The 25,392-nt window shown below is 39.2% G+C and carries 27 protein-coding genes and 1 tRNA gene; 7 read left to right on the plus strand and 21 right to left on the minus strand.

Annotated features, from left to right (window positions below):
• Positions 1-3 precede the first annotated feature (3 nt).
• The 8 genes from IEV17_RS11450 to IEV17_RS11485 all read right to left on the minus strand — a co-directional run bounded on the left by IEV17_RS11450 (position 4) and on the right by IEV17_RS11485 (position 5,215).
• The gene (locus tag IEV17_RS11450) at positions 4-546 is read right to left on the minus strand and encodes a hypothetical protein (protein WP_004664854.1); all 543 of its coding nucleotides are present in this window, start codon (positions 544-546) and stop codon (positions 4-6) included.
• Complete coding sequence (locus tag IEV17_RS11455) at positions 539-859, minus strand: hypothetical protein (RefSeq protein WP_004664855.1); 321 nt, start codon at positions 857-859, stop codon at positions 539-541. The genes IEV17_RS11450 and IEV17_RS11455 overlap by 8 nt, the downstream gene beginning before the upstream one ends.
• Positions 840-1,400, minus strand: coding sequence for a hypothetical protein (locus IEV17_RS11460; protein ID WP_004664856.1), 561 nt, complete (start codon positions 1,398-1,400; stop codon positions 840-842). The genes IEV17_RS11455 and IEV17_RS11460 overlap by 20 nt, the downstream gene beginning before the upstream one ends.
• Positions 1,397-1,714, minus strand: a complete 318-nt coding sequence (locus IEV17_RS11465) for a helix-turn-helix transcriptional regulator (RefSeq protein ID WP_004664857.1) — start codon at positions 1,712-1,714, stop codon at positions 1,397-1,399. Before IEV17_RS11465 ends, IEV17_RS11460 begins: the two co-directional genes overlap by 4 nt.
• A gap of 14 nt (positions 1,715-1,728) precedes the next feature.
• Entirely contained in the window at positions 1,729-1,965 is a 237-nt protein-coding gene (locus IEV17_RS11470) for a hypothetical protein (protein ID WP_004664858.1), read from the minus strand.
• 174 nt (positions 1,966-2,139) lie between these two features.
• Positions 2,140-2,973: a hypothetical protein gene (locus tag IEV17_RS11475; protein WP_004664860.1), complete on the minus strand. Its 834-nt coding sequence runs from the start codon at positions 2,971-2,973 to the stop codon at positions 2,140-2,142.
• Positions 2,974-3,567: 594 nt separating this feature from the next.
• Entirely contained in the window at positions 3,568-4,938 is a 1,371-nt protein-coding gene (locus IEV17_RS11480) for a tyrosine-type recombinase/integrase (RefSeq protein WP_004664863.1), read from the minus strand.
• A 190-nt stretch (positions 4,939-5,128) separates the two neighbouring features.
• A tRNA-Leu gene (locus tag IEV17_RS11485) sits at positions 5,129-5,215 on the minus strand.
• A gap of 181 nt (positions 5,216-5,396) precedes the next feature.
• Between IEV17_RS11485 and queA the strand changes: the two genes are divergently transcribed.
• The 7 genes from queA to secF all read left to right on the plus strand — a co-directional run bounded on the left by queA (position 5,397) and on the right by secF (position 12,764).
• Complete coding sequence (queA, locus tag IEV17_RS11490) at positions 5,397-6,434, plus strand: tRNA preQ1(34) S-adenosylmethionine ribosyltransferase-isomerase QueA (RefSeq protein ID WP_004664865.1); 1,038 nt, start codon at positions 5,397-5,399, stop codon at positions 6,432-6,434.
• Between the two features lie 13 nt (positions 6,435-6,447).
• A complete protein-coding gene (locus tag IEV17_RS11495; protein ID WP_004664866.1) occupies positions 6,448-7,476 on the plus strand; it encodes a hypothetical protein in 1,029 nt (342 codons plus the stop codon).
• A 56-nt stretch (positions 7,477-7,532) separates the two neighbouring features.
• Positions 7,533-8,102, plus strand: coding sequence for a LemA family protein (locus tag IEV17_RS11500; protein ID WP_004664869.1), 570 nt, complete (start codon positions 7,533-7,535; stop codon positions 8,100-8,102).
• Positions 8,103-8,262: 160 nt separating this feature from the next.
• Positions 8,263-9,393 (plus strand): tRNA guanosine(34) transglycosylase Tgt, encoded by a 1,131-nt coding sequence (tgt, locus tag IEV17_RS11505; protein ID WP_034602024.1) that lies wholly within the window; start codon positions 8,263-8,265, stop codon positions 9,391-9,393.
• A gap of 109 nt (positions 9,394-9,502) precedes the next feature.
• Positions 9,503-9,832 (plus strand): preprotein translocase subunit YajC, encoded by a 330-nt coding sequence (yajC, locus tag IEV17_RS11510; RefSeq protein WP_004664873.1) that lies wholly within the window; start codon positions 9,503-9,505, stop codon positions 9,830-9,832.
• A gap of 51 nt (positions 9,833-9,883) precedes the next feature.
• Positions 9,884-11,785, plus strand: a complete 1,902-nt coding sequence (gene secD / locus IEV17_RS11515; protein ID WP_004664875.1) for a protein translocase subunit SecD — start codon at positions 9,884-9,886, stop codon at positions 11,783-11,785.
• A 10-nt stretch (positions 11,786-11,795) separates the two neighbouring features.
• Positions 11,796-12,764 carry a protein translocase subunit SecF gene (gene secF, locus IEV17_RS11520; RefSeq protein WP_004664877.1) on the plus strand — a complete coding sequence of 323 codons (969 nt, stop codon included), beginning with the start codon at positions 11,796-11,798 and terminating at the stop codon, positions 12,762-12,764.
• Positions 12,765-12,858: 94 nt separating this feature from the next.
• On the opposite strand, the gene IEV17_RS11525 is transcribed toward secF, so the two are convergent.
• The 13 genes from IEV17_RS11525 to IEV17_RS11585 all read right to left on the minus strand — a co-directional run bounded on the left by IEV17_RS11525 (position 12,859) and on the right by IEV17_RS11585 (position 25,260).
• The gene (locus tag IEV17_RS11525; RefSeq protein WP_155757128.1) at positions 12,859-13,512 is read right to left on the minus strand and encodes a 4'-phosphopantetheinyl transferase family protein; all 654 of its coding nucleotides are present in this window, start codon (positions 13,510-13,512) and stop codon (positions 12,859-12,861) included.
• A 196-nt stretch (positions 13,513-13,708) separates the two neighbouring features.
• On the minus strand, positions 13,709-15,118 hold the full coding sequence (gene der / locus IEV17_RS11530) for a ribosome biogenesis GTPase Der (protein WP_004664881.1): 1,410 nt from the start codon (positions 15,116-15,118) through the stop codon (positions 13,709-13,711).
• 176 nt (positions 15,119-15,294) lie between these two features.
• Positions 15,295-16,437 (minus strand): outer membrane protein assembly factor BamB, encoded by a 1,143-nt coding sequence (gene bamB, locus IEV17_RS11535; protein ID WP_004664883.1) that lies wholly within the window; start codon positions 16,435-16,437, stop codon positions 15,295-15,297.
• Positions 16,437-17,135 (minus strand): YfgM family protein, encoded by a 699-nt coding sequence (locus IEV17_RS11540; RefSeq protein ID WP_004664885.1) that lies wholly within the window; start codon positions 17,133-17,135, stop codon positions 16,437-16,439. The genes bamB and IEV17_RS11540 overlap by 1 nt, the downstream gene beginning before the upstream one ends.
• A gap of 31 nt (positions 17,136-17,166) precedes the next feature.
• Positions 17,167-18,459 carry a histidine--tRNA ligase gene (hisS, locus tag IEV17_RS11545; protein WP_004664886.1) on the minus strand — a complete coding sequence of 431 codons (1,293 nt, stop codon included), beginning with the start codon at positions 18,457-18,459 and terminating at the stop codon, positions 17,167-17,169.
• On the minus strand, positions 18,456-19,571 hold the full coding sequence (gene ispG, locus IEV17_RS11550) for a flavodoxin-dependent (E)-4-hydroxy-3-methylbut-2-enyl-diphosphate synthase (protein WP_004664888.1): 1,116 nt from the start codon (positions 19,569-19,571) through the stop codon (positions 18,456-18,458). The genes hisS and ispG overlap by 4 nt, the downstream gene beginning before the upstream one ends.
• A gap of 22 nt (positions 19,572-19,593) precedes the next feature.
• Complete coding sequence (locus IEV17_RS11555; RefSeq protein ID WP_004664890.1) at positions 19,594-20,394, minus strand: helix-turn-helix domain-containing protein; 801 nt, start codon at positions 20,392-20,394, stop codon at positions 19,594-19,596.
• On the minus strand, positions 20,385-21,188 hold the full coding sequence (gene pilW, locus IEV17_RS11560; protein ID WP_004664891.1) for a type IV pilus biogenesis/stability protein PilW: 804 nt from the start codon (positions 21,186-21,188) through the stop codon (positions 20,385-20,387). Before pilW ends, IEV17_RS11555 begins: the two co-directional genes overlap by 10 nt.
• Before the next feature lie 17 nt (positions 21,189-21,205).
• Positions 21,206-22,441, minus strand: coding sequence for a dual-specificity RNA methyltransferase RlmN (gene rlmN, locus IEV17_RS11565; RefSeq protein ID WP_004664894.1), 1,236 nt, complete (start codon positions 22,439-22,441; stop codon positions 21,206-21,208).
• Positions 22,442-22,562: 121 nt separating this feature from the next.
• Entirely contained in the window at positions 22,563-22,994 is a 432-nt protein-coding gene (gene ndk, locus IEV17_RS11570) for a nucleoside-diphosphate kinase (protein ID WP_003654870.1), read from the minus strand.
• 108 nt (positions 22,995-23,102) lie between these two features.
• Positions 23,103-23,303, minus strand: a complete 201-nt coding sequence (gene iscX / locus IEV17_RS11575; RefSeq protein ID WP_004664895.1) for a Fe-S cluster assembly protein IscX — start codon at positions 23,301-23,303, stop codon at positions 23,103-23,105.
• Between the two features lie 94 nt (positions 23,304-23,397).
• Positions 23,398-23,949 (minus strand): phosphatase PAP2 family protein, encoded by a 552-nt coding sequence (locus IEV17_RS11580; protein ID WP_004664898.1) that lies wholly within the window; start codon positions 23,947-23,949, stop codon positions 23,398-23,400.
• 24 nt (positions 23,950-23,973) lie between these two features.
• Complete coding sequence (locus IEV17_RS11585; protein WP_004664900.1) at positions 23,974-25,260, minus strand: glycosyltransferase family 4 protein; 1,287 nt, start codon at positions 25,258-25,260, stop codon at positions 23,974-23,976.
• Between the last annotated feature and the right edge of the window lie 132 nt (positions 25,261-25,392).

Here is a 25,392-nt window from a genome sequence, read left to right on the forward strand (position 1 = left end):
AGACTACACCTCTACTTTAAAAATCGTAGGGTATAGCTCACCTAAAACATCACATTCAGCGAAAATATCGGATTGTAATTGGATGGTCATGCGTTGGATTGCACTGATCATAAGTTGAATAGTGCTAAAACCTATCCTCGAAATTTTAAATGTTGCTGGATCAATCTGTAATGATTGATCACAAGCGATTTTGGCAAGATTTATCAAATGCTGTGCATCGACATCAAGTTTTTGAAAATCATTCAGAATGATGTGAATTAAAGCTATTGGATCGTCATTTTCTGCAATATCACTAATAGCGTCTGCTCGCTCATCTAATTGGATAAGCCACGGGTTAATAATTTGAAGTGAAGCATATAAAGCTGAATGTGCTGTTTTGATTTCATTCTTAAACTGCTGATTGCTTTCACAGCCTATGAAATAAATCACAGCATCATGTAGAGACTGAATTTCTTTCAAGCAAAAGAAATAATCTTTAACTGGTTTATCCAGCTCTGAAAGGACCTGAAATATTTTGTTTTGAGTAGTAGTAATTTGATTAGGCATGATTAATGCGCTCCTTTGAGATTAAAAGAGCTTTGCCATTTACTGCCAAGTAATTGGTGGCAAAGCTGAAAAGGGTTGGCAGACAAGCTCTCAAAGTCACTTGCACACGTAAACGTGTCCCTCTCCAGCTTCGCCATAAAATGCGAACGCATAGAGATAATACGCACAAAAAAAAGCCCTTATAGCAGACTGTGCGCTTTGAGAATTGATAGTCTGCCAAGACTAGTCCAACTGCTTGTTGTTGGGCAGGTTTAGAATATAAAGCTTTGACTTGGTTTGCAAGAGTATTGGGCTTAGAAAGGATTGTTTTCACGTGAACTCTCCTTAGTATGCTGACCAAGTGCAACCAGTTGACGAATAGCTAATCCGCTAAATTCAATAACACTTGCCGTACCATGTTTGTCTTTAAACCATTTAACAGCATCATCAAAAGTAAAACATTCAGGTGTTATTTCTTGGTAAAAAAACTCCATATCATGCCCATCAATTGTTAAATGAGGCGTTTCAATTGATGTATCTTTATTCGCACAAAGAATTTTTATGCCCAGTGGTTTAATTTGTGCCATGAGTGAAATATATTTCAACATACGTGCATTAAATGAAATAAATACAACATCATAATTTTTAGCATAACTATCAATGAATGGATTTAAATCAATAAATTGGTCTGTCGAAAGTACATCTTTGATAAACAACATATCCCCATCTAAACTTAATAATGGTCGTCTATTGTCATTTTCATCATGGTGGTGATAACAAATAAGCGTCAACCATGAAAATTTATAAGGACAATAGATTGGCTGTATTTGTTGCTGTAAATCAGGGACGTAATCCGTTGGAAAATGCGTAATCATTTTGAACACTCCATTTCTTTTGATTTCATCCATTCAGCTATATCTGTTGCATGCCATACGGTAATGGTCGGGCTTAATTTAATGGGTTGGGGAAATTCACCTTTACGCACCCATTCCCATAGTGTTTTTTCAGATACACCAATTAGACCTTTACTGGGTCTACGTTCGCCAATTACTCGAGTTTTTCCCTTGTTAATGCCTGATTTATATTGATGGATACGTGCTGGACGTTCGGGAATGTTGGCAAGGTCTTTCATGCGGTAGTAACGCTCTAAACCTTGTTGGTTTTCACTCGACTTGTATTGTTCAAGCATGACTATTCCCCCACCTAAACCGATTGCACTGTATTGGCTTGCTTTTGGTTGTTATGCCATTGCACCAATTCTGCATAGTCGAAATAAACAGCCGATTGCCTTGTTTTTCCTGTCTTATATGGCACTGGAAAGGTCGCATCTTTTGCCATAAGTTTGCGTAGTCCCTCTGCTGTAAGGTCTAACATTTGACAAGCTGTTTTTTGAGATACTCGTATAGGTGTGGAGTGATTAGATAAATTATGGATTTGCATCTGTTAGCCCTCGTTGGTTTATGAGGGCTATTTTGTGTTTCAAGAAAAGTACAAAATAGATTGCAACTTAAAATTTAAGCTATCATTTCTTAAGTATATGAATTTTAATTAAAAAATTAGTGGGTATGGTTTTTTTAACTCTAGTAATCATTATTCAAGCAATTGAAAACAAACTCACTTTATTTTCAATTCAAAATTTCTAAAGGGGCTATCTTTAAATTTTCGATTAAGTCTTTTTTGATGTGCTATTTCTTTTTGCCTATTGGGTAAATTCTCCCACTCTTTTATCCAACCAATAGCTAAACGTGGTATTTGTGTACTATCTGTATACTTTTCATCTATTAATTTTTTATTTTCCTCACTTGCACCTTTTAGCCTTAGTCCTGTTAAAGCATTATCGAAAGACTTTTCAAAACTTTTTATAATTTCTTCTATTTCATTTTCGTATTGGCTAAATTCTCGGATATATTTTTGCCATTCAGGGATATTTCTTTTATATTTTTCCCATTCTGTTTTTGCCCTTTGTCGTGTAATTTTATACCTATTTTCACCTGATACTTTACCGCCTTTAGACTGCCCCTTAGTATTTCGTACTTTTTGTTTAGGTTCTCCAGTCGGAGATAAAGCACCTAAAATTGCCAACTGATTTTTAGCATAAGATAAGTTGCTTAATTGAGTATCAAAGTCCATCGTTTTAAAATTTCTAAAAAAATGTTCTGCTGTTTCCAATCCGAAATACATTGCCAAGTAATAATCTAAATTGGCTTTTTTCTCTTTTTTTGCTTCAACATGCTTTGTTTTAAGTCCATTTTTTTTAAGATATGTCATGACTTCATAATCAACATCACTAAAGTCATAAGAATGATCATAACATTGCACAATATATGAAATATCATCTTGTACATCATACATTTCACTACGAATCTTGTTAAAAATTCGTTCTTGAAAATCAAAAAATTGGTGCCGTGCTTCTACTGGGTCTAATTCATATGGATTAATTTCCATCATATTTATTCATTCCCAAATTGATGACATCCAAAAACTATATAGTGCCTTATATTTGCATATACTCAACTTATTCCACAAAAATTAAATCATCCATCGTGCCTATGCAAGGCACAGAAGATTGTTCTAAAAAGATGTCATTTTTGTCAATAAAATAAGTATTCATCCAAGTGTTAAGACTTTCCATCATTCATATGTCTGGTAATTTCCTATTCTGTAACCTATTCCCGATTTCTAAAATTCATTAAAAAATAGGTTACAAAACTGGTTACAGCCAAAATTAAAATTTAATACTTATAAAACAGTATTTTATTTAATAAAGTGTATTCATTTTATGCCGTAAAACCCAATTCAAAAGTAGGTTACAGCCATAAAACAAAGGTTTTAAACTTTAAAATAATTCAATAAAAACAGAGGTGTAACCTACTAAACAAAAAGTGTTACAGCTTTTTAAAATTAATTTCTTATAAAACAATGATGTAACCTTGTAACACCTGTAACACTCAAAAAAATGGCATATCCGTAAAATAGAAAAATTAGAATTTTGAAAAAATCTGCAAATTAAAGGCTGTTTTTGCGTATGCCATTTGCGCCTAATTAAGCAATGAATGAATTTGTCATTTCAGCCAATTTAAGCTTAATCAACTTCGCATATTTAATATTAATTACACCCTGCTTTGCCTGCTCCATTAATGAAAGGCTAAACTCCATCGGGCTAATAAATTTCTCTTGGTTAGCTTCTAGGTAATCACTCCACCAACAAAGCATCATTCTACGTTCTTCCATAAATTCAGCATGGTGCATATAAGCCAGTCTAACGCCATTTCGTTCTTGGTGGCTCATTTGCTTCTCTACTGCATCTTCAGTAAATAAAGTGCTTTCAATCAATGCACCACAAGCCATCCCCCTAAAGCCATGAATACATACATCATCTTGGGTGCTATAACCCATACGCCTAATCATGTCATTGACTGTGTTTTCACTCAAAAAGCCAGCCATATCTACACTGTTAGGAAATACATTTAAGGAAATACCACTATAAACCTGTGTTTCTTTTATGAGCTTCAATGCTTGTGGAGATAAGGGAATAAGATGCTTTTCTTTCATCTTTGCGCCTCTGTGAGAATCTTTATATCCAGCAATCAATTCCCTTGTAGGCGGTATGGTCCATATCTTTTTATCAAAATCAAATTCATTCCAGCGTGCAAAGCGTAGCTCACTAGATCGGGCAAAAGTATGTAAGGCAAATTCTAAGCACAACTTAGTAATTGGGTTGCCTCCGTCATTTCTTAAACGGCTGAAAAACTCAGGTAATCGTGCCAATGGTAATTTAGGATAGTGCTTAGTTTTTCTTGTAATCGTGATTGCATCACTCAATGCCACGGCTGGACTAAGGTCGATATAACCCTTAGTGATGGCATAAGCGAAAATACCCGAAAATCTTTGGCGTGTTTTACTCACGATTTCTAAATAGCCCTTTTCTTCAATCTTACTCAGGACGTTATACAAATCTCGGGTTTTAATCGTGTCTATTGGCTTGCTACCAATAACTGGGAAAACGTACATTTCAAAATTACTTAAGGCTTTTCTTGCCGTAGCTTGATTCCACTTGCCAGTAGCTATATAAGCCTCATGCCAATCACGTGCAATACGTTCAAAACTGAACTCATCGCTATTTTTGGCTTCTTCAATTTTTATTTGATTTATGGGGTCAATATTATTGGCTAATTGATTTAAATAAATGGCTCTACGTTCCCGAGCTTCTTTTAAAGTAAGGGCTGGGTAGTTGCCTAATGTCATTAATCCATCTTTGCCATTAGGACGTTTATATTTGAATCTCCAGACCTTTGAACCATTTTTACGGACAAATAAAATCAGACCTTGCCCATCATATAGGTTGTAATCTTTTTCTTTGGGTTTTGCGCTATCACATTGAGTAGAAGAAAGTGGCTTAATCTGTTTAGCCATAAGGATTTCACTCCGAATGAGGATACGGAAGTTGACCGCAGTGAATATATCCTCAAATGTATCCTTATTATTCTACGCTGTATATAGTGGTATATGTTTGTATGTTTCAGCATTTAAAAACAACAAAGCCCTGAATTATCAGGGCCTTCGAAGTTTATATGCTGTATGTTGGCATATAATTTTATATCTGTGGTCCCGAGGGTCGGACTCGAACCGACACGTCATCTCTGACAGCGGATTTTGAGTCCGCCGCGTCTACCAATTTCACCACCTCGGGAAGAGTGCGATGCTTTGTGTTGCGTATCATAACCTGTTTGATTCTATTGTCAAACACTAACTATCGCTTATTGCTCACTTTTAAATCATTCAGATATTTTTATGCTTATAAACACGTGAACTCAGCGAGAAAACACAAAAAAGACTATACTACACCCAATTTTTTGCAATGTTTTAGATGTATGCAACTCTCCGACTTTTCGTTTGATCTTCCTGATGAACTTATTGCTCGCTACCCACTAGATAGCCGTAGCGCATCTCGCCTACTCCATATCGACGCTCAAGGTCAATATCACGATCATGTTTTCACCGATATTCTTGATTTACTTGAAGAAGGTGATTTGCTGGTACTGAATGATACTAAAGTCATGAAAGCACGCTTAAAAGGCAAACGTGCTACAGGTGGTGCAATCGAAGTTCTAGTTGAGCGCATGTTGGATACCCACACTGCCCATTGCCATATTAAATCAAGTAACTCACCTAAAGCAGGCGCAGAATTATATATCGGTGAAGATGCTGTTCCTGTCACGGTACAAGGTCGCCATGAAAATCTGTTTGTGGTGAAGTTTTCACAACCGATTTTGTCGGTGCTGGATCAATACGGTCAGCTCCCGATCCCGCCTTATTTCAACCGCGAAGCCGAAGACATTGATACCGAACGCTATCAAACTGTATTCCACGATCCTGAAAAAATTGCCAGTGTTGCAGCGCCGACAGCAAGCCTACATTTCGACCAAGGCTTATTAGAAAAATTAGCCGCTAAAGGCGTGCAAAAGACTTTTGTGACCTTACACGTAGGTGCAGGCACCTTTATGCCAGTACGTACCACCGACATCACCAATCATATTATGCACAGTGAATGGTGTGATGTGCCGCAAGCCACAATTGACCTAATTTTAGAAACTAAAGCTCGTGGTAATAAAGTCATTGCTGTTGGAACGACTGCGACTCGTGCCTTAGAGAGTGCTGCGCAAGCTAATCAAGGTAAAATTGCAGCTTGGACAGGTGATACGCAAATCTTTATTTATCCAGGTTATCAATTCTGTATCGTAGATCGTTTGATTACTAATTTCCATTTACCAGAATCAACTTTGCTGATGCTGGTTTCTGCATTATCAAATCGAGACCACATTTTAGCGGCTTATCAACATGCTGTTGAACAACGCTATCGTTTCTTTAGCTATGGTGATGCTATGCTAGTGGATCAATTAAACAGCTGATTTAAATAGAACGATGCCGATCGATACTGTAGAACAAGCCTTACATATAAGACGAAAAAAAAATGCGCAGGTTTTCCGCAATATTGCTCGGCTTTGGGATATAGGGCAAAAATCACATAGTGATCAAGATTTGCTGGATGCTTTACATCCGTGGCGTGATGATCATAGCTTATGCTTTTTTAATGTATTGCCTTTTATTTTAGGCATTGTGAGCGTCTGCACATTAGTATTTGGCTATTTTTTTCACCCACATATTCAGTATATCTTTAGCCTTCTCGCTGCCTTTTTGACTGGCTTTTTAGCGTATTTACTTTATGAGCCGAAAGAGCCGCTCACACAGGTCATTACATATCTCGAACAACGCATGACCGTCTTACGTTATGGTCTGCAATTTCAACAGCTACCCGCTTATTTACCCATTCAAGCACAGCCATTATTGGTGATCAGTAGATTGAAGCAATTTTTCCCATTATTTAATCGTGGCACTGAATCTAACGAAATCACCCAATATGCTTCAACTACATGGCATGATGGTACGACAGAACATCAAATTTTATTGTTTCAATATCACTATGTCAGTGAACTACCCATTTTTCAGGAAGAAAATAGCAATCAGAAAATTGCCAAAGAAATTCACAAAGATCTATGGGGAGCATTTATTTTTCAAATGCCTGCTTCAGGAATAGCGGTCAGCAATAAACGTTCTCGTTTTTTTGAACCATATACAAGTTCATGGCAAAGCAGCGATATTTTAATTAACCAAGAGTTAAACATTTTTGGGATCGATCAACATCAGTTGGCAAAAGAAATTAGTCCGAGTTTGACCTTAAAGCTACATGATTTTTTTCAACATTTTACTGGTGATTTAATTTATCATCATGAAGAGCAAATTTTGTGTTACCTCGGCGAACAAAACCTTTTCCAAACCGCCAGTAAACGCAGTGAAATCCATGATATTTCAGCATTACGTGGACATTTACGTACCATGACCATGCCGCAATATCAAAAGTTTCAACAATTGATGCTTAATTTAATTCAATAAATTCCCTTTATCTCTTTGAGACAGGGCTTAGGGAAAACATAATAAGGGGAATGACGATGACCGGTTTACTCATATTCTTGGGAATTTTTGTTGTGATCGTTGTATGGGCGATTTACACACGCAACAATATTGTTCGCTATTTTAATGCGACTAAACGTGCTTGGTCAGAAGTTGCTAACTTTGAGCGTCAAAAAGTAAAGACTTTAGAAGCGTTGGAAGCAACATTAGATCAATATACTCAGTTTGAAAAATCAACTTTGGAAAAAGTGACTGAATTACGCCAACAAATTTTGAATCTGAATGTCAATGATACCGATATTTCTCAATTACAACAGATTGAGAAAATGAGTAAGGAACTGATTCGTAGCCTCAATGTGGTGGTGGAAAACTATCCCGAGCTAAAAGCTGATGCACTTTATAGCAAGATGATGGATGATATTCAGGAACAAAACGAGAATGTGGGTGCGGCAATCACGATATTTAACCGCAACGTAGAATTGTTTAATAACCAGATCGAAGTGTTCCCCAACAACCTGATCAATACCCTAACCTTATCCAAGAAAGCCATTCGTCCGTTTAAGGATAATCTTGCAACTGAAAATTTTGACTATAAACCGAATTTTTAAAATTTATTTTTACTTGAATACAAGTCAATCTAAGCTTTATCTTGATTGGCTTTTTTATTTTTTAACTTACGCTACATTTAGTAGTAGAACTACACGCCATAATCAAGGAAAATAGCCGCTTTTGATCAGCGAACTGTTTTTTCGCCTTGATGGATGTGTCATGAAATTTGAAAAATTAGGTCAGTCGGGACGTGCCCGTCGTGGTCGACTTACGTTAGAGCATGGTGTGGTTGAAACACCTGTATTTATGCCCGTGGGTACTTACGGTACAGTGAAAGGCATGTTACCTCGTGACATTGAAGAAATTCAGGCACAGATTATTTTAGGTAACACCTTCCATTTATATTTACGTCCTGGCTTGGAAGTGATCAAGGAGCATGGGGGTCTACATGAGTTTATCCAATGGGATAAACCAATTTTGACCGACTCAGGTGGTTTCCAAGTATTTAGCTTAGGCGCAATGCGCAAAATCAAAGAAGAAGGTGTAACTTTCCGTTCTCCTATTGACGGTTCAAAGGTGTTTTTGTCTCCAGAAATTTCAATGGAGATCCAACACGTACTGAATTCAGATATCGTGATGATCTTTGATGAATGTACTCCTTACCCTGCAACACATGAAGAAGCGCAAAAATCTCTACAACTGTCTTTGCGTTGGGCTAAACGCTGTAAAACCCACCACCATGATGAGCTTAAGAATAAAAATGCCTTATTCGGTATTATTCAAGGCGGTATGTATGAAGATCTTCGTGATGAATCACTTAAAGGTTTATTAGAAGTTGACTTTGATGGTTATGCAATTGGTGGCTTATCAGTTGGTGAACCAAAAGAAGAGATGATCAAGGTGCTTGATTATTTACCAAACAAAATGCCACAGGACAAACCACGTTATTTGATGGGTGTTGGTAAACCAGAAGACATCGTTGAGGCAGTTCGCCGTGGTGTCGATATGTTCGACTGTGTCATGCCAACCCGTAATGCACGTAATGGTCATTATTTTGTCACTGATGGTCTGGTAAGAATTCGTAATAGTAAATATCGTCATGATAAAGGACCTTTAGATCCACATTGTGATTGTTACACTTGTAAAAACTTCACCCGTGCCTATTTATATCATTTAGAGAAATGCGGAGAAATGTTGGCATCGATGCTCGGCACCATTCATAACTTGCGTTATTACCAAAGACTGACACAAGGGATGCGTGATGCATTGGATAACGGCACATTTGACGAATATGTTCAGGACTTTTATGCACGTCGTGGTCTAGAAGTTCCCGCTTGTCCTGAAGACTAATGTGAATGAATTGCATCAAGATTTGCGCCTGACCGCAAGACAAGGTACATTGCAAAACGAATTGGAATTTTATTATTAATTTTTGACTTTTTAATTTTAGGAAATCGAAATGAGCTTTTTAATTTCTACTGCTCACGCTGCTCCAGCGGCTGCACAAGGCCCTAGCCTGATGGCAAACTTGTTGATGATTGCTGTATTTATCGGGATCTTCTACTTCTTGATTTGGAGACCTCAAGCAAAACGTGCTAAAGAGCATCGTTCTTTAATCGAAAGCTTAGGTGTGGGCAGTGAAATCGTATTTGCAGGCGGTTTGATGGGAAAAATCACCAAACTTGATGGTGACTTTGCAGTAGTTGAACTCAGCCGTGGTGTCGATGTAAAAATTCAACGTGCGAGTGTCATTTCAGTATTACCTGAAGGCACACTAAATAACCTTTAATCATAAGATAGTCGTGCCTCAGCACGACTTTTTCATTTAAGAAGAAAGCGAATGCGTTACCCTGCATGGAAATATTTACTGATCCTTGTGGTACTTGTGATCAGTACGTTATATGCACTTCCTAGTTTGTATCCAGATGAACCTGCTGTCCAAATTTCAGGCGCTAAAGCAGGCACAAAAATAGATCAAACCATTGTGCAAAAAGCGGAGCAGATTTTAAAAACTGCCAACATTAGCAGTCACGACAATAGCTTCACCAATAATGCGGCATTATTACGATTAAACTCTTCAGAAGCACAGTTAAAAGCCAAAGAAGTGTTGCGCCGTGACTTAGGTGATGACTATGTGGTTGCACTCAACCTTGCACCAACAACACCAGAATGGTTGCGAAAGATTGGGGCTAAACCGATGAAACTCGGTTTGGACTTACGTGGCGGTGTACATTTCTTGCTTGAAGTCGACATGGATAAAGCGATTGGTCAGCGTATGGAAACATCTGCGACTGATTTGCGTCGTCAATTTCGTGACAACAAAATTAAATTTAATAACCTTGCTTTAAGTAATAACACCATTACGATCCAATTTGCTGAAAATGCAGATCGTGATGCCGCGGCAGATTTTTTACGTCGTAACGGTAATGAGTTTACTCAACAAGCCGTTGCAACGACATCTGGTGCGACTCTAAAACTGAATTATACAGATACTCGTCGTCAAGAAATTCAGTCTTATGCAGTCAACCAAAACTTAACTACACTACGTAATCGTATTAATGAACTTGGTGTAGCAGAAGCATTGGTACAAACGCAAGGTAGTAACCGTATCGTGGTTGAGCTACCGGGTGTCCAAGATACTGCTGAAGCAAAACGTGTATTAGGTCGTACCGCGAACTTAGAATTCCGTTTAGTTGCTGACAGTAATGATCAATATATTGATCAATACACTGGCAAATATAATGGCCAACCACTTCCACCGGGTACTGAGGTTTTTGCTTATCAATCTCTGGACAGCGGTCGTCAACTTCTTTTACAACGTAATCGTATTTTGACAGGTGAGCGTGTTCAAAATGCAAGCTCTGGTTTTAGTCAAGATTCTGGCGGCGCTGAAGTAAATATCACCCTAGATACCGCTGGTGGTAAGCTCATGGCAGATGCAACACGTAATGCCGTGGGTAAACGTATGGCGGTATTGTTTATTGAAAATAAACAAAAGATCTCTTATGTTGCTGATCCTAAGACAGGTGCTCAAACTGAAGTACGTACACCATATACTGAATCTGTGGTCATCAACGCGGCAACAATTCAAGCGGTATTGGGCTCACAATTCCGTATCACTGGCTTAGATTCACCTCAAGAGGCAGCAGAACTTGCCTTGATGCTTCGAGCGGGTGCTTTAGCTGCACCAATGTACTTTGTAGAAGAGCGTGTCGTTGGTCCAAGTCTTGGTCAAGAGAATATTGATAAGGGTGTGTTATCGACTCAAATCGGTTTCTTATTGGTTGCAATTTGGATGGTTGTTTTCTTCCGTCTCTTTGGCTTAATTGCAAACTTTGCCTTGGTGTTCAACCTTGCCATGATTTTAACTTTCATGTCATGGATTGGTGCTTCCCTCACCTTACCGGGTATCGCGGGGATCGTCATTGGTATTGGTATGGCGGTTGATGCCAACGTACTGATCTGCGAACGTATCCGAGAAGAAATGCTTTGGGGCGCCTCCCCTAAACAAGCAATTGTCGCAGGTTATGATCGTGCCTATAACACCATTTTCGACTCGAACTTAACCACTTTCATCGTGGCATTTATCTTGTTCGCAATTGGTACAGGCCCAATCAAAGGCTTTGCGGTCACCTTGATGATCGGTATCGTATGTTCAATGTTTACTGCGATTACTGTGACCCGTGCTGTCGTCCAGCTCATTTATGGCAAACGCCGTAATTTGACTAAGTTGAGTATTTAAGGAGATTCACATGACTGATCTGACTCAACAAGACTCAAAACAATACGGTCGCCCAGATGATCTAAAAATCATTCCTTTCATGAAGATTGCTAAACCTGCTGCAATCTTCTCGATCTTGATTACCCTTGCGAGCGTTTTCTTTATCGTCACAAAAGGGCTGAATCTTGGTTTGGACTTCACTGGAGGTATCTCTGCTGAACTCAACTACAAAGAAGCTGTTCAACCAGCTCAAGTTGCTCAAGCACTCGATAAAGCAGGCTTTAAAGATGCCGTTGTACAAACATTAGGAAGTAATAAAGACCTGATTGTACGTATGCCAGTGCAAGAAGATCTTAAAGTTGAAGATCTGAACGACACCATCACTAAAGCAGTCCAATTGCCAAATAACCAAGCAGAAGTTCATAAAGTTGACTCTGTTGGCGGTCAAGTAGGTAATGAGCTTTATATCCGCTCTGCAGGTGCGCTTGCACTTGCTTTGATCTTAATGCTGATCTACGTCACCATTCGTTTCGAGTTTAAACTTGCAATGGGTGCCGTAATCTCATTATTTCACGATATTGTAATTATCATCGGAACGTTTGCATTGTTCCAATGGCAATTTGATTTAACCGTGCTTGCAGCAATACTTGCGGTAATGGGTTTCTCACTCAACGATAACATCGTTGTATCGGATCGTATCCGTGAGAACTTCCGTAAAATTCGTGGAGCAACACCACGTGAAATTGTAGATATCGCATTAACAGAGACCTTGCGTCGTACGATCCATACCTCAATGACTCTATTACTTGTGGTTCTTGCCATGATGTTCTGGGGAGGTGATGGTTTACATTGGTTCTCAATTGCAATGTGTGTTGGTATTTTTATTGGTACGTACTCATCTATTTATATTGGTACAGCATTTGCTTTATGGCGTGGTTTAAATCGTCAAGATTTTATTGTCCAAGTTAAACCTGAATTTGATGAAGAAGAAATTCCTTAAATCTGAATCATCGTAAAATTCAAATCAAAAAAGCCAGCATAATGCTGGCTTTTTTGATTAAGATTAGAGCACGAGGTTGTACGTTCTTCATTTATCAATGTTGAATAATTTGAATCTGCGGAAATTGAAAACCGCGACAAGACTGCTCTGCACGCCATGCAATAGTCAGCACGATCTTCTGATTTAAAACAAAATTTTGATAAGCAAATGTTCCAATCAAAGGATGAGTACACATTCCACCATCATTTGATGGATGAACTTGTGTATTTAAACTATTTAAATCCAGTCTAATTCCAAAACCTGATGCTTTTAAAATTGCTTCCTTAGTCGTCCATACTCTGAGCCAATACTCTGGGTCTTGATCTTGTTGCAACCATGCTTGATATTCTTCAGGATGAAAGGCATGTTGAGCCAAGGCATCAAAACGAACTTTCCGATCCAGCTCTTCCACATCGACACCAATCTCTTTCACACGCTCGCTCATCGCCAAAGCATAATATTGTTGACTATGTGAATGATTAAATTCCAATGTATGAGAGCTTAAAAATGGCTTACCATATTCATGTTTTGAAAATTGTAAATCATTCGTTAAACACTTTAATTTATTTGCCAGAAGTTGATCCCGATAGGTTTTGATCTGTTTTTTTTTATAATCATTAAACGATCTAAAATCTGAGAAATCTGCTTTATCTCTCTCAAGAAGTGGAGCCAAAGCTTGAATATGTATTTCAATTTTACGTGCCACTATCAACTTCACTCAACAAAACATCGTTCAATATAAACCTGATTGTATAAAAATTTAGAATATTATAATCAAGCTTATTTCTTTTAATCACCTATCTTAAGACTTGATTAACAAGTGAATAAGCAACTTATCTCATGAGTCACATTTAAAAGCATAAAAAAACCCAAAACAATGTTTGGGTTTTAACAGCAAAATCAGCTTAACGCTTAAATTTTTTCTCAGCCTTTTTAAACTTCTGTACATAACGACGTTTACGTGCTGCAACACGCTCATCAACTTGAGATTTGCGACCTTCAAATGGGTTTTCTGAAGTTTTAAAATCAATACGTACTGGTGTACCTTCCAGCTTGTACACTTTACGGAATACGTTTTCCAAATAACGACGGTAATCAGCAGGTGTTTTGTCTACTTTGTTACCATGAATCACGATTGTAGGTGGATTTTGTCCGCCCATATGCGCATAACGCATTTTAATACGCTTACCACTAATCATAGGTGGTTGATGCGCGTCAGTCGCGTCATTCAAAATCTGCGTTAATTTTGCTGGTGACACTTTTAAATGTGATGAATCATAAGCACGATGGATGGTTGGATATAAATCACCCACACCAGTTCCATGTAAGGCTGAGATTAAATGTACTTTCGCCCAAGGAATAAAGTCAAAACGGCGATCAACATCAAGCTTACATTGTTTACGATCATATTCAGTCATGTTGTCCCATTTATTAATGGCAATCACCATGGCACGACCAGCTTCTAACGCATAACCAATCAAATGTAGATCTTGCTCAACGACCCCTTCACGCGCATCAAGCACAACAACGATCACGTGAGCATCTTTGATTGCTTGTAATGTTTTCACGATTGAGAACTTCTCAATCATTTCATCAACTTTACCTTTACGACGCACACCCGCTGTATCAATCAACGTATATTGACGACCATCACGCTCATAAGGAATATAAATTGAGTCACGCGTAGTACCGGGCTGGTCAAATGCAACTACACGCTCTTCGCCAAGCAAGCGGTTGACTAAAGTCGACTTACCTACGTTTGGACGACCAATAATCGCCAAACGCAAACCTGTATTTTTGTTATGTTCTTCAGGATTTTCATCTTCTGGCACTTCAACTAATACTTCCTCAAGCATTTGCTGTACACCGCGACCATGGCTGGCCGCAACTTGAATAGGTTCTCCCATACCAAGTTTATAGAATTCAACTAACGCGGCTTCTGCATGAACACCATCAACCTTATTGGCAACTAAATAGACTTTCTTACCTAGTGTACGTAATTCACGAGCAATCTGTTCATCTGATGCCAATAAACCTGCACGTGCATCCACAACAAAAACAATAATATCTGCTTCATGGATGGCAGTTTTTGACTGCTCCGCCATGTATGAGTCAATACCGCCTTCATTCTCACCAATACCACCCGTATCAACGACGATGAATGATTTATTTTGATACACCGCATCGCCATATTTGCGGTCACGAGTTAAACCAGCGAAGTCAGCAACCAAAGCATCACGACTTTTAGTGATTTGGTTAAATAGCGTTGATTTTCCGACGTTTGGACGACCAATAAGCGCAATAACGGGTTTCATAAATTAACCTTAATTCAGACGAGCCATCGTTGATGACATCGTATCAGAAACAGTATGGAAGATTTTGGTGATCAAATAATCACAATAAAAATTCGGGGTTTTGTTCAAACAAATACCCCGATCATTCTTTTATTAGCAATTGCTAATTAAATATTTTACCACAAGCTAAGGCAAAATTAACGATTCTGCCAAATGCTTAATGCACCTTTTCGAGTTGCAACGTAAAGCTGATTATCAATCACTCGCAATGAACGGACTTCACCACTGGTTTTCGCACGACCAATCAACTTCCCTGTGTTTGGATCAATCAAATGAATAACTCCATCTAAATCGCCAACCACAAGGTTCTGTCCAAGCATCACAGGATTACTTAATTGACGGTTAAGTAATTCCTCATTCTGCCAAAGAAGTTCGCCTGTCGCTAAATTATAAGCTTTCAATTTTCCATCTGCAGTCGAGACAAAAGCTTTATCACCTGAAACTTCAGCACTATTGGTACTACTTGCATCTTCACTCCACACCACACGCTGTGTCGCAAGATCAGTAGTTGTGACTTGCCCTTGGAAACTGGTTGTTACCAAATATTGGCCTGCAACAACTGGGTCACCGACAACATCAATCAAACGTTGAATATCCGAACGACCATCGCTTACTGCAACTCGACGTTGGAAACGTGGCACACCACTAATCACATCCAATGCATAAACATAAGCATTCGCGGATGCAACAACAACAGTGCGTTCATCTAAACGAACGGGTGCAGGTTGACCACGTAAACTAAACTGAACGTTTGGTAATTTATATGCCCACACTTGCTGTCCAGTAACAGCATCATGCGCAAATACAGTACCGTCATTTGCAATCGTAACAACTCGTCCCGATTGAATGAGTGAAGGAGACAAAATCGCACCAGATAATTTGGCAGACCATTTCTGGCTACCAGTAGCCTGATCTAAGGCAAATAACTCACCTTTGCGGTTACCAATAACGACAATACCCTCACCCGCTTCTACACCAGCAGTAAGTTCTTGCTTAGTAACCTTACTTTTCCAAAGACGCTGCTTATCTTTATAAGCAGAAACCTGACCATCTGGATCAATCGCAAAAATTACACCGTTATCTGTATCTAACTGCAAGCGCAAAGCTTCTGCTGCATTTGTCGACGAAACACTTTGAGAAAAGACCAGATTTAAGCCTTGCTGTTGCGTAATTTTTGGCAACGGATTCGGTTTCACTTCTTTTACTTTATTGGTTGAACATCCAATTAATAAAGCTGAAGCAATTGCAATTGCCAAAGGTAATTTTAGTTTGTTCTGCATTAAGACTCATCCACTTTGGTATCTAAGATCGGGCGCTCAATTTCAGGATCATCTACTAAAATACCAACGCTTTCGAGTTTAATTTGTAAAAGCTGACGCTCTTGTTTACGTTCAATGAGGCTATCCCAAGCACTTTGATATGCTTTTCGCGCCGATGCAGTATCTTTCTTTGCAACAAAAATATCACCACGTAACTCTTCTGCAGTTGCTTTAAACGCTGGTTCAGTCACGTTTGATAAGGTTTTCAGCGCCTCATCATATTTCTTTTGTGCTAATTGTGAATCCGCTAAACGTATTTTTACAATTTGCAGCAAACCCGCATCTTTAACTTTTGAGTTTTCAACTTTCTTTAATGCTTTTTCAGCTGCAGCGTAGTCTTGTTTATCATAAGCAAGCTTCGCCAAGATAAATTGGGTTTGAATCGCCTGAACCGAGTTAGCATCATCTTTCACAATTTTATCTGCTGCTTCAGATACTGTAGCTAAAGCATTTGGTTGACCTGATGCAGCCTTAGCTTCGTCCATCAATTTTTGTACTTTCGCCGTTTGGCTCTGTGCCTCAGCTAAATTTTTCTTTTGCCAATATTCCCATCCGAAAAAGGCAATCAAGGCAATCAGAATCCCGCTAATCATGGCAGAACCATATTTTTTGCCAAAAGACTTTAATTGGTCGAGTTGTTCTTCATCACTTAAACTCATGTGATTGTCCTTTCCCTAAATATTGTGCAATTTATTGTTTAAATTTTTCGATAAAAAAAGATGTCAGCTCAGTTAAAGCGACCTGCGCCTGCTCACCCGTCGCTAGCTCTTTGACCAAAAGCTGTTGTGATTCCCACTCGCGCTCACCCAAAATCACTGCATAGATTGCACCAGATTGATCAGCCTTTTTCATTTGGCTTTTCATACTGCCTTGTGAACCTGTTTTCAGACGAATTGAGCTGTTTGCTGCTTCTAACTGGTCACGGATTTGCTCTGCTAATACTAAAGCTTTAGCTTGAAATGCAGGCTCAGCCAATAAGAAAACTTCACAATCACGTACTTCTTGGGCTTGTTCAACCTGCTCAAGCAACAACAGTAAACGCTCCATACCCATTGCAAAACCAACCGCAGGTACAGATTGATCTGCTTTACCTTTCAGTTGTCCCACCAAGCCATCGTAACGACCGCCAGCACAAACTGTTCCTTGTGAACCCAACATCGTTGTCGTCCATTCAAATACAGTTTTGTTGTAGTAGTCCAAGCCACGTACTAACTTCTGGTTAATTACAAACTCAACGCCTGCATCAGTGAGGTACTGTTGTAACTGTTGGAAATGATTAATCGAATCTTCTTTTAAGAAATCATGCAACTTTGGTGCATTTTCTAAAATCTTTTGTGTTGATTCAATTTTAGAGTCTAAAATACGTAATGGATTAGTACTTAAACGGCGTTGTGAGTCTTCATCTAATGCATCTTTGTGCTGATTTAAAAACTCAACCAAAGCAGCACGATATTCGGCACGCTCATCCGTCTCACCTAAAGTATTGAGTTCTAGACGAACATTTGCTGCTACACCCATACGTTTCCATAGGCGAGCCGTCATTAAAATGATTTCTGCATCAATATCTGGCGTTGCTACACCAAAAGTTTCAACACCAAATTGATGGAACTGGCGATAGCGACCTTTTTGTGGCTTTTCATAGCGGAACATTGGACCCACATACCAAACACGCGGTGTTGCGCCACGCAATAAGTTATGTTCCAACATCGCACGCACACACCCAGCCGTACCTTCTGGACGCAAAGTTAGCGATTCAGGCGGAGTACCTTTATCAAAAAAGGTATACATTTCCTTTTCAACGATATCGGTTGCATCACCAATTGCACGCTTAAACAAACCAGTTTGTTCAACGATCGGTAAACGGATTTGTTGATAGCCATAGGCATCCATTAAAGATGCTAATTGTTGTTCCAGACTTCTCCAAGCAGCAGTTTGTGTTGGAAGGGTGTCATTAAAACCTTTGATCGCGACAATTGAACTCATGATGAACTACGAATAATTTCTTTAGATTTAGCTTCTTCAAGCTCTTGAACACGTTGACGAACCATTGTTTCAATTTCATCAACCAACTGATTTGTGTCAATTAAATGACTTTTTTCACCATTACGATAGACCAGTGAACGTGGTGATGCGCCAACGATACCGATATCCGCCTCTTTAGCTTCACCAGGACCATTCACTTTACATCCAATCACAGATAAATCCATCGGGGTGCGGATATCTTCTAGCCGCTCTTCCAAAGCCTGCATCACTTGAATCACATTAAATTCCTGACGTGAGCAGCTTGGGCAAGCAATAAAGTTAATCCCATTTGAGCGTAAGCCCAACGATTTTAAAATATCAAAACCGATTTTAATTTCATCCTCAGGTTCAGCCGCGAGCGAAATACGCATGGTATCGCCAATGCCTTCCATCAACAGTCCGCCCAAGGCAATTGCTGATTTGACTGTTCCAGTACGGTAAATCCCTGCTTCAGTCACACCAAGATGCAGTGGATTATCTATCTGTTGAGACAGCAAACGATAGGCATCCATAGTTAAAAACACATTCGATGCTTTAACACTGACTTTAAACTCATGGAAATCTAAACGGTCGAGAATATCGATATGACGCATCGCTGACTCAAGTAAGGCCTGCCCTGTCGGCTCACCATATTTTACTTGTAAGTCTTTTTCCAGAGAACCTGCATTCACACCGATACGAATCGAAATACCATGATGTTTTGCCGCAGCAACGACTTCACGTACTTTCTGATCCGAACCAATATTACCTGGATTAATGCGCAAACAATCTGCGCCATAGTCTGCAACTGCTAAAGCAATACGATGATCAAAGTGAATATCAGCAACCAATGGTACAGAGACTCGTTTTCGAATTGCCCCAAAAGCTTCTGCTGCTTCCATTGACGGTACAGAAACACGCATGATATCCGCACCTGCATCTGCACAGCGCTGGATTTGCGCTACAGTTGCATCCACATCACAGGTTTCAGTATTGGTCATACTTTGAACACTGATCGGGGCATCACCACCGACATACACTGAACCAACACGAATTTTACGTGTTGGACGGCGTTTAATTGGATTCACAATCATCGTATAGCTCTACTCTTTGGCATTAACGAGACAAACGGAATTCTGCTTTTCCATTAACCGTATATGGAGACAAAGATATTTGCTCCTGATTCAAGGTCAAGGATACAGCTGTTGCATCATCTAAACGAATTTGGAATGGTGATTCACCACTCAAAGTTAATGTAGATGCTTGACGACCTGTTGCCAATACTTTACCTGTTGCATCAACAATATGCACAGATGTTGGTCGACTAAAGTTCAAAACTAATTGATCGCCAGAAGTTGCGCTCGTTGCCGTTCCCATCGGTATAATTTCGACATCAGAACTTTTTGCTTTCGGCGCTTCAACTTCAGCATCATCTTTGTGGCTAGATGTCCAATTTTGTACAGCCATCACTGCCAACCAACCTAAAACTAAAACAGCAGCTAAAATAGCAATACGCTTCAACCATTTACGGTTACGTACACTTTTCGAACCAGATAGTTTACCCATGATCTTGATAGGAGAATTATTCAAGGCATGGTTTGCTTTAAGGCCCGTATCATTAACATAAATTTCATCAAAACGCTGAATAATCACACTTGCGTCTGCATTTAAATATTTTGCATAAGCTCGATAGTAACCTTTGATAAAGGTCGCCTCAGGTAATGATTTATAGTCATCTTGCTCTAATGCCGTTAATGTTTTAACGGGCATATTCAATACGCTTGCAATTTCTTCAAGTTCTTTCTTTTGTGCAATACGAATTTGACGCAAATACTCACCAGGTCGTTGAATATTTCCTAACGTTGACGATGGCGAGGTTGAGCCAGTTGGCTGATGTGAATTTGGATTTATTTCCATACGGCCTCAGTACTGTACTGTAATTGCAAATAACGTTGATATTCTGGACTATCAGGAAATAATGCTCGTAATTGATTCACTAACACTTGCATTCCTAATTGATCCGCACTCGCTCGAGCAATGCGTAAACCAATCCAAAGTGCACGTGCACCTTGGTTTTTTTGCCCCACATTACGAACATACTGTTCGTATAGTTGCGATGCATCTCTATTATTTTGTTGCAAATAGAAAATTTCTGCCAACTCTAACATTGAAATAGTTGCGTTACGATTTGCTTGTAGCGCTTGTTTGAATGCTTTTTCAGCATTCGCAACATCGCCCAACTTTAAATAGATTCGCCCCAAGTTTTCCAACGATTGAAATCGCTGTTCATAACCTAAGGTTGCACCTGCACGGGTAAATTGCTCAATCGCTTCATTATAACGTTGCATTTGATACAAATATGTACCGTAATTATTACGAGCTTGTGCATTATCTGGTTCTGAAGAAATCGCACGCTTAAAATAAGCATCTGCTTTTTCCATATTGGACTTACTGCCTTCTTGTTGCAGTAGAATCCCCATCATCATATTGGCATTTGCATCACGCGAATTAATATTTAAAGCTTGATCAAGAGAACGTTTAGCGGAATCCAAATCACCTGTACGAATATATTCAGCAGCCAGTTGAGAACGAACTTGAACAGCCTTTTCTGGGTCTTTCTTCAACCCTGTCGAAGATTGACAAGCTGTTAAACCCATTACAGTAAACACAACAGTAGTCGCTATAATCGTTTTTAGTCGAGTTGTATTCAACGCTATATCCCCAAGTTTTATCCTTGTGTGCGCAAAATTTCTTGTCGTTGCGCCACTTTCTTCTTCCACTGTTCCGCACGACGCGTACGGTCAGCAACCTGTCCTACCAATTGACCACATGCAGCATCGATATCATCGCCACGTGTCTGACGAATCGTACACACAAATCCGGCGTCAGACAAAGTTTTTTGAAAAGCAATGATACGATTACGACTCGAACGCCCGTAAGGTGCATGTGGAAATGGATTAAATGGGATCAGATTGATTTTACTTGGCAAGTTTTTCAATAATTTTAATAACTGTTGTGCATGCTCAGGGTGATCATTTACCCCCTCCAACATCACATATTCGATGGTGACATGGCGACGTGAGCTTTCATTACCATCTTTAGCTAAATAACGTTGGCACGCTGCAATAAGTTGCTGTAATGGATATTTTTTATTAATAGGAACCAATTCATTACGTAGTTCATCATTTGGCGCATGTAATGAAATCGCAAGTGCAACATCAATGTCTTGTGCTAATTGATCAATTTTTGGAACAACACCTGATGTTGATAAGGTCACACGGCGTTTAGACATTCCGTAGGCAAAATCATCTAACATTAACTGCATTGAGCTGAGTACTGCATCATAATTAAGTAAAGGTTCACCCATACCCATCATGACCACATTGGTCACGGTACGTTCACGCTCAGCAACAGGCACATCTTCCATATAAGAATAATTTGCCATCCATAACTGACCGATAATTTCTGCTGGCGTTAAATCACGCTGAAAACCTTGCTTACCCGTCGAACAGAATGAACAATCCAGTGCACAACCCACTTGTGATGAAATACACAGGGTTTTACGTGCACCTGTTTTATCTTCCGCAGGAATCAGTACGGTTTCAACCAGAGAACCTTCACCATCACCTACACGAAACACCCATTTACGGGTACCGTCTTTAGAATAGTTGCGGTGTACCACCTCTGGGGCTTTAATTTCACAAATCTTTTCTAATTTTTCGCGCAATTTTCCTGAAATATTACTCATTTCAGCAAAATCAGTGACGAAAAACTGGTGTATCCATTTCATGACTTGACTAGCACGAAACTTCTTTTCGCCCAAGTCTTCAAAGAACTTTTCTAATTCAGCTCTGGACATGCCAAGTAAATTTACTTTCTTATCGGCAGCTTGAACGACAGACGTAGTTAAAGACTGTTGTTTTTCATCGACATTCTCAGATGAAACGACCACTACAGAACTCATGTATATTTACCTAAACGATATCAGCGCTAGAAAATGCTGTGTATTTTTCACACAACTCAATCTATAAAAAATAAAAAACCAGATAAGTAGTATACCACTTATCTGGCTTGAATACTTTGGATTAACGAGTGCGTGGGCAGATCTCGTTATCAGCAAAGAAGTAAGCGATTTCACGCTCAGCAGAAGCAACTGAGTCAGAACCGTGAGCAGCATTTTCGTCGATGCTTACAGCGAAATCAGCGCGGATTGTACCTGGAGCTGCTTCTTTAGGGTTTGTAGCACCTAAGATTTCACGGTGAGCAAGAACTGCGTTTTCACCTTCAAGAACAGAAACAACAACTGGGCCAGAAGTCATGAATGCAACTAAATCACCAAAGAAACCACGTTCTTTGTGCTCAGCATAAAAACCTTCAGCATCAGCTTGAGAAAGGTGTTTCATTTTAGTCGCAACAATTTTTAAACCCGCTTTTTCAAAACGAGCAAAAATGTCACCAATGTGGTTTTTAGAAACTGCATCTGGTTTTACGATAGATAAAGTACGTTCAATCGCCATGATTGACTCCTATTTATGGTGTAAACTAAAAAATTTGCCGCATTATACCGATGTCATCGCCAATAATCAGCTTGAATCTGTAAAAGTTCAGTGATTTCTGATGTTTTTTTAACGAACTTCATCCAACCAAGCCATTTGAATCGCTTCAAGCAAACCTTCCGTCGACTTATTTGGGTCATCATTAAAGTCTGGTAATGCACAAACCCAAGCATGTAAATCAGTAAAACGAATCCATTGAGGATCTACATCTGGGTGTGCTTCAGTAAGTTCGATTGCGATATCAATCGTATCTGTCCAACGTAAGCCCATTTGATAACCTAATTAACAGTTTGTGATTGAGCGTACTTTAACAAATCCCAAGATTTAAAAAATAGTCTTCTATCATTAAAACCCGTTAAATTATTTAAAGAATGATATTGAAGCTTGGTGCCAACAAAATAATACAGCTAGCAACGGATGCACCAATCACCGCCCCCACGATCACATCACTTGGATAATGTAATCCTAAAATCATACGGGACAATGCAACCAGAATCGTAAATGGCAACATCAAAATTAATAACAACGGTTGGATATAGCCTAATGTGATGGTGACCATGACCGCATGCAAAGTATGACCTGATGGAAAACTAAAATGATCCAATGGTCGCTCGCCCAGTACAATCACTTGGTGAACTTGATAAGGACGTGGTCGAGTCGTTTTATGCTTTAAAAACTTATAAATCCCCGTACCAACAGAACCTGCAACGAGCAAATATAGAATTTGCAGACCGTATGTCAAACCTTGTGCGATCCATACTGATAACAACATAACATACCAAAATGGTCCATCGCCCAAACGACTAATCGTTTTAAAAAATAAGGCAATGCGTTGTGACTGGGAGAGATGATTAAGGTATACACACCCTTTTAGGTCTAGATCGAGCATTTTTATTTTTGCATTTTGAAATTTCATACTTTTCTCCTTTCTGAGGATACTTTAGGTAGAGTTCATAAGAGGTTCCTTCGCTACCTGATAAAGTGCTTGTTCTAATTGTTGTACAGGAAACTGCCAACTGGTTTCTTGTACAGTTTCGCTTGCTAATAAACCCATTTGTCTCAGTTCTGGGAGAGCTGGCAAATGACAAATGGATTGGGTTAAATCTGCGGTCTGCCCTAGAGGACTCAACCAACCTGTAACACCATGTTTGACATGCTGATGCGCACATACGTAGTCATAAGCAATCACTGGTAATCCGCTAGCAATTGCTTCTAGTACTACATTTCCAAACGTATCAGCTTGACTAGCAAATGCGAAAACATCTGCACTTGCATAAGCGGCTGAAAGATTCTTACCACTTAAGCTACCAGTAAAAATAATATCTTCTGATATCGCTAATTTACTCAAACGAATACGATCAGGCCCATCTCCAACAATTACAAATTTTGTATTTGCACCTTGCTGTCTCTGCCAAGCATGGAAAGCTTTAATTAAGACATCAATTTCTTTTTCTGGTGATAAGCGCCCGACATACAGCATTACACGAGTATCAGCATCTACACCCCATTGTTGGCGTAATTGCTGTGAACGATGTTTTGGGGAAAATTTCGCAGTATCAACACCCCGTCCAACAACAACTAAAGGACAAGTCACACCAAAGCCACGCAGTGCCTGTTCCGTGTATTGACTGGGTACACACGTGACATCTGTACTATTATGGAACCATGTTAGGTAACGTTGAATCGGTTTGACTAAAAAAGCCAAGTCAAAGAAACGGCTAAAATCTTGGAAAGCTGAATGGAATCCACTCGATACGGCGATTTTTTTTGACTTTGCAGCTTGTAGTGCTGTTAAACCTAATGGACCTTCAGTCACGATATGCACCACGTCAGGTGCGAACTGCTCAAATGCTTTAGAGACTTTAATATATTGTGGCCAACCAAATTGAACACTTGGGTATTTTGGAATAGGCTGAGACATCACCAAGCATTCTTGTTCAGGTAAAAATTCTGCGCAAATCGCTTTTTGTATAGGTCTGACCAATAGAATTTTATGCCCAAGCCGTTGTAGTCCCTGACATAATTGCATCATAGATAATGCTACACCATTAATTTCTGGTGGCCATGTTTCAGTGACAATTGCGATTCTCAAACGAGGGCGAACTAAATCCCGAAGTTCAGACAATTCATCTTGTTTATTTTTAAGTTGTTTCCTTTTAAAGTAAAATTTAAAACTTTCAGGAAACTGTTCTTGCTTTAGTAGAGATGTCGCGTATGTACTTTGCATATCGCCATCCATTTGTGTCGTTATTTTCATGCTTCTAGTTTATAAATATTTTTTGACACTTTAATGATCAGTGTATGACAGTTTTTTGACAGTCAGAAAATAAAAAATGCCCAATTTTAGTATAAAAATGGG

Origin of the sequence: Acinetobacter modestus (assembly GCF_014636095.1) — a bacterium.
GTDB lineage: Bacteria > Pseudomonadota > Gammaproteobacteria > Pseudomonadales > Moraxellaceae > Acinetobacter > Acinetobacter modestus.